The sequence below is a fragment of the Amnibacterium sp. genome, from assembly GCF_025463795.1.
Taxonomy (GTDB): Bacteria; Actinomycetota; Actinomycetes; order Actinomycetales; family Microbacteriaceae; genus Amnibacterium.
In genome coordinates this window covers 1-4,673 of record NZ_JAODBE010000031.1, presented here as the reverse complement: position 1 = coordinate 4,673, position 4,673 = coordinate 1, and the positions used below count along the sequence as shown (strand labels likewise).

Annotated in this window: 5 protein-coding genes; all 5 read right to left on the bottom strand. The window is 76.6% G+C overall.

The features are described from left to right. Positions 1-86: 86 nt before the first annotated feature. Entirely contained in the window at positions 87-1,457 is a 1,371-nt protein-coding gene (locus JWQ92_RS02630) for a PfkB family carbohydrate kinase (RefSeq protein WP_297342903.1), read from the bottom strand. Then, positions 1,454-2,062: an SIS domain-containing protein gene (locus tag JWQ92_RS02625; protein WP_297342902.1), complete on the bottom strand. Its 609-nt coding sequence runs from the start codon at positions 2,060-2,062 to the stop codon at positions 1,454-1,456. Before JWQ92_RS02625 ends, JWQ92_RS02630 begins: the two co-directional genes overlap by 4 nt. After that, entirely contained in the window at positions 2,059-3,309 is a 1,251-nt protein-coding gene (locus JWQ92_RS02620) for a glycosyltransferase (RefSeq protein ID WP_297342901.1), read from the bottom strand. Before JWQ92_RS02620 ends, JWQ92_RS02625 begins: the two co-directional genes overlap by 4 nt. Then, on the bottom strand, positions 3,306-4,322 hold the full coding sequence (locus JWQ92_RS02615) for a glycosyltransferase (protein ID WP_297342900.1): 1,017 nt from the start codon (positions 4,320-4,322) through the stop codon (positions 3,306-3,308). The genes JWQ92_RS02620 and JWQ92_RS02615 overlap by 4 nt, the downstream gene beginning before the upstream one ends. After that, positions 4,319-4,673, bottom strand: a 355-nt coding sequence (locus JWQ92_RS02610; RefSeq protein WP_297342899.1) for a glycosyltransferase family 9 protein, incomplete at its 5' end; no start/stop codon positions are given. The genes JWQ92_RS02610 and JWQ92_RS02615, both read right to left, overlap by 4 nt.

Here is a 4,673-nt window from a genome sequence, read left to right as displayed (position 1 = left end):
GTGCGGCCGAGCGGGGTCGGGGTGGTGGCGGCGACGGGCATGCGGGTCCTCCTGGACGCTGGTGGTGGAGCGGGCTTCGAGCGGGGTCAGCCGACCGCGGCGAGCGCGGCGGCGAGCTTGGTCGTGGACCGGCCGGGATGGAACGGCACGGTGACCGCCCTGCCGCCCCACTCGGCGATCACGGCGGCCTCGGGCAGGTCGGCAGCGGTGTAGTCGCCGCCCTTCACCCAGATGTCGGGGCGGATGCGACGGATCGCCTCGACGGGCGTGTCCTCGCCGAAGACGAGCACGGCATCGACGCACTCGAGCGCGAGCAGCAGGTCGACACGATCCGCCTCCGGCATGATCGGCCGCTCCTGACCCTTCAACCCGCGCACCGAGTCGTCGGAGTTGAGGCAGACGATCAGGCAGTCGCCGAGCGCGCGAGCGGCGGACAGGGTCCGGGCGTGGCCGGCATGGAGCAGGTCGAAGCAGCCGCCGGTGGCCACCACGGTGCCGCCCCCGGCCCGGACGCGTTCCGCGACGGCGATCGCATCGCGATCGGTGCCGCCGAGCCGCACGGTGTTCGCGGGACGGGCGAGCCCGGCGACGCCGCCGGCGGCGAGGAAGGCGCCGGTCTCGGCGACGGCGGTCGTCACGGCGTCGGTGGGCGTGGCACCCCCCGCGAGGGCGACGGCGAGGGTCGCAGCGAAGCGGTCGCCCGCGCCGCAGGGGTCCGCGCCGTCGACGCGGTCGCCCTTCGCGACGAACGGCAGACCGCCGCGGCTCGCGCGCAGCAGGGCGCCGTGCTCGCCCATCGTCACGACGACCGCCGCGGCGCGCCACGACTCGCGCAGGCGCAGAGCGGCCTCGTCGGCGGCCGCGATCCCGGAGCCCGCCACGTCGGCCGCGGCGGCGGCCTCCTTGAGATTCGGGGTGACCGCGGCGACGCCCTGCACCGGCGCGGAGCCGCGCGGATGCGGATCCCACACGACGGTCACGCGGCGGGCCGCGCGGGCCAGCGCCGCGCGCACGGCGGTCTCCTCGGTGAGGCGCCGGCCGTAGTCGGCGACGAGCACGACCTCCGCGGCGTCGATCGCGGCGACCATCGCGTCGGTCGCCTCGGGGACCGGTGGCCTGCCTGTTCCCTCGTCGATCCGCGCGATCGGATGAGCGGCCGTGCGCAGGCGGGTCTTCACCGGCGTCGGGGCGTGCGTGGCGCCGGCGACCAGGGTGACGTCGTCGAGCAGCGCGCGCAGCCGGCCGGCGGCCTCGTCGTCGCCGAGCGCGGTGACGAGCGTGACCCGGTGACCGTCACGGGCGAGCAGCCGGGCGACGAGCCCCGCGCCGCCGGGGCGGCGCACGACCTCGGCCACGTCGACGACGGGGACGGGCGCGTCGGGGCTCAGGCGCTCGACGGCCCCGTCGAGGTCGACGTCGAGCAGCAGGTCGCCGACGACCGTGATCGCGAGGCTCACCGGCTGGCCCCGATCCGGTCCCGGACCCTGGCGTCGAACACCCGGCAGAGCGCGTGGATGGCGACGAGCTGGGCCTCCTGCACGTTCGCGCCCCGGCCCGGCAGGCTGAGCACGTCGTCGGCGAGGTCGGCGAGCGGGTTCGGGGTCGCGCCGGTCAGCGCCCAGACGGTCATGCCCTTGCCGCGAGCGGCATGGGACGCGCGCAGCAGGTTGCCGCTCGTGCCCGAGGTCGAGAGCAGCATCAGCACGTCGCCCGCCGCTCCATGGGCCGTCACCTGGCGCGCGAAGACCTCGTCGAAGCCGTAGTCGTTGCCGATCGCCGTGAGGGCGGAGGTGTCCCCGTGCAGGCAGATCGCGCTGAAGGCGCGGCGGTCGCCGTCGAACCGGCCGACGAGCTCGGCCGTGAGGTGCTGGGCCTCCGCGGCGGAACCGCCGTTGCCGGCGGCGAGCAGGCGGGCGCCCGCGAGCATCCGGTCGGCGAGGTCGGTGCCCCAGGCGGCGAGGCGGTCGGCCTCCCCGCGCAGCGCCTCCATGGTGGGCAGCACCGCCGAGACGTGGTCGAACGCGACGGTCGAAGCGCGGGTGGTGGGCGTCGTGGTGGTCATCGCTCCCTCGTCAGGAGTCGGGCCGCGGGCGCGGCGTCGGTCAGGGAGGCGTAGACGCGGGTGGTCTCGAGCGCCACGCGGCGCCAGGCGTAGCGGGTGACGGCGCGGCGGCGGCCGGCGACCCCGTAGCGCTCGCGGCGCTCGGCGTCGGCGAGCAGGGGTTCGAGGGCGTCGGCGAGCGCGTCCGGATCGCGGGGCGGCACGTGGACGCCGGTGACGTCCTCGACGACCGTGTCGATGAGCCCGCCGACGCTCGTGGCGACGACCGGGCGCCCGCACGCCATGGCCTCGAGCGGCACGATGCCGAACGGCTCGTACCAGGGGGCGCAGACCACGACGTCGGCCGAGCGGAGCATCTGCGGCAGGTCCTCGTGCTCGAGGCGGCCGGCGAGCGTCACCCGGTCGCGCATCCCGGTCGTCTCGATGATGCGGAGCAGGCGCGCGACCTCCGGCTCCACCTCGAGGTGCGCCGCGTCGCCGGCTCCGCCGACGATGACGAGCTCCGCGTCGAGGCCGCGCGCGACCAGCCGGGCGAGCGCCTCGATCGCGATGCCGACGCCCTTGCGCTGCACCAGGCGGCTCACGGTCATGATGCGGAGGCGCCCGGTGCGGGGTGCGATCGGCCCGTGGGGGGAGAAGTGGGCGGTGTCGACGCCGCAGGGCACCACGGCGATGCGGTTGGACGGGACGCCGAGCGCCTTCAGCTCGAACGCCTCGTCGGAGCAGGTCGCGATGACGGTGTCGACGCGGCGCGCGACGTCGGGCTCGAGCCACGACCGCTCGGCGGGGGAGGTGTCGGCGAGGCCCTGGTGACGGCGCTTCACGACGCCGAGCGCGTGGAAGGTCTGGGCGACGGGCAGGTGGCCGCCGAGGGCGATGTCGACCCGGCGGGCCGCGTCGAGCGTCGCGAGGCCGGACATCCAGAAGTGGCCGTGCACGACGTCGGGCCGGTCCGCGATCCAGGCGTCGGCGAGCACGTCGGCGAACTCGCCCATGTGCGGCAGCAGGGCGTCCTTCGAGACGGGGGCGGCGGGGCCGGCGGTCACCGGGACGACGGTGACGTTCGGCGCGAACGGCACCCGCTCGGGCAGCTCCGGGTCGTCCCGGCGGCTGTAGACGGTCACCTCGTGGCCGTCGGCGCCGAGCGCCGTCGCGAGGGCGGCGACGTGCACGTTCTGACCGCCGGCGTCCACCCCGCCGAGCACGGCGAGCGGGCTCGCGTGCTCGGAGACGAGTGAGATCTTCATGCGGACACTCCTTCCCGGTCCCGCCCGGCGTCGCTGCGCCGGTGCGGGACCCTCTCCGCCGCGTCGGCCAGCACCTCGTCCCAATCGGCGAGGAACCGGGCGAGCCCGTAGCGGGCGAGCGCCGCCTCCCGGGCGATCCGGCCCGCGGCTCGCGCCTCGTCCGGACGATCGATCAACCGCTTCGCGGCACGGACCAGCCGGGTCACGTCGGCGGACACGGCGCCCGCCTCGGGCGGTACGGCCCGGAACGCATCCGTCATCCCGAGCACCACGACGGGCATGCCGAGGTGCATCGCCTCGAGCAGCGACAGCCCGAGCGAGGTCCAGCGCATCGGATGCACGTACGCCCGCCGCTCCGCGAGCGCCGTGTGCATCGGGCCGGTCGGCACGTCGCCGACGCTGTGCACGTCGGGCCGCAGCGCGCCGAAGGCGCCGGCGAGCAGCTCGGTCCCCATCCCGAAGACGTCGACGGGCGCCGCGGCCGCGAACCGGGGGAGCAGATCGGTGCCGGTGACGCGCCAGCGCCGCACGGGCTCGTTGATCACCGCGCCGAGCCGCGCGAGCCGGCCCGTGTAGCGGTGCCCGGGATCGACGATGCCGTGCTCGATCACCCGGGTGCGGGCGCGGCCGGCGTCCCAGAGCAGCTCGTTCGTATGCGTGACGTGCACGATCGGGATCGCGTCCTGGTCGGCCAGCGGATGCCGCTCCGTCGGCACGGGCGCCGCCTTCGGGGTGTTGTGCTCGAGGTAGACGGTGGCGACCTCGCGCCCGGGGCGGCGGTGGAGCAGCCGTTCCGCCGCCGCGAGCTCCTCCGGGCGCTGCAGCACCACGACGTCGACGTCGGCCTCGGCGAGGTCGGCGGGCGCGATCTCCACGGCGCGGTCCCACGCGCGGCCACCGCGGCCGAGGCCCCAGCCGTCGCGGGCCGGGGTCGTCGGCAGCAGGTACTCGTGGTCCCCGCGGACGAACGCGTCGGTCCATCCGCCGTGCACGTGCCAGAGCAGCACCCTCATGCGGCGCCTCCGGCGAGCAGCCGCTCGGCGGCGGCGACCACGTCCGCGGGGGCGACGTCGGCGAGGCACGGATGCCCCGGCACCGGGCAGACGCGGGCGCGCGTGTCCCGGCAGGGGGCCGCCTGGTCGCCGAGCAGCGCGACCGGCACGCCGTAGGGCGCCCAGCGGATCGCCGGGACCACGGGGGCGAAGAGGCTGACGACCGGGGTGCCGACCGCCGCGGCGAGGTGGGCCGGCCCGGTGTTGCCGGCGACGACGACACCCGCGCCGCGCAGCGTCGCGGCGAGGGCCGCCAGGTCGAGGCGGCCGCCGAGGTCGACCGCGGCGTCGCCCGCGACCGCCGCGGTGAGA

Coding starts and splice junctions, on each gene's coding strand:
- JWQ92_RS02620 (WP_297342901.1), bottom strand. CDS start 3,309: ATGAAGATCTCACTCGTCTCCGAGCACGCGAGCCCGCTCGCCGTGCTC.
- JWQ92_RS02615 (WP_297342900.1), bottom strand. CDS start 4,322: ATGAGGGTGCTGCTCTGGCACGTGCACGGCGGATGGACCGACGCGTTC.
- JWQ92_RS02625 (WP_297342902.1), bottom strand. CDS start 2,062: ATGACCACCACGACGCCCACCACCCGCGCTTCGACCGTCGCGTTCGAC.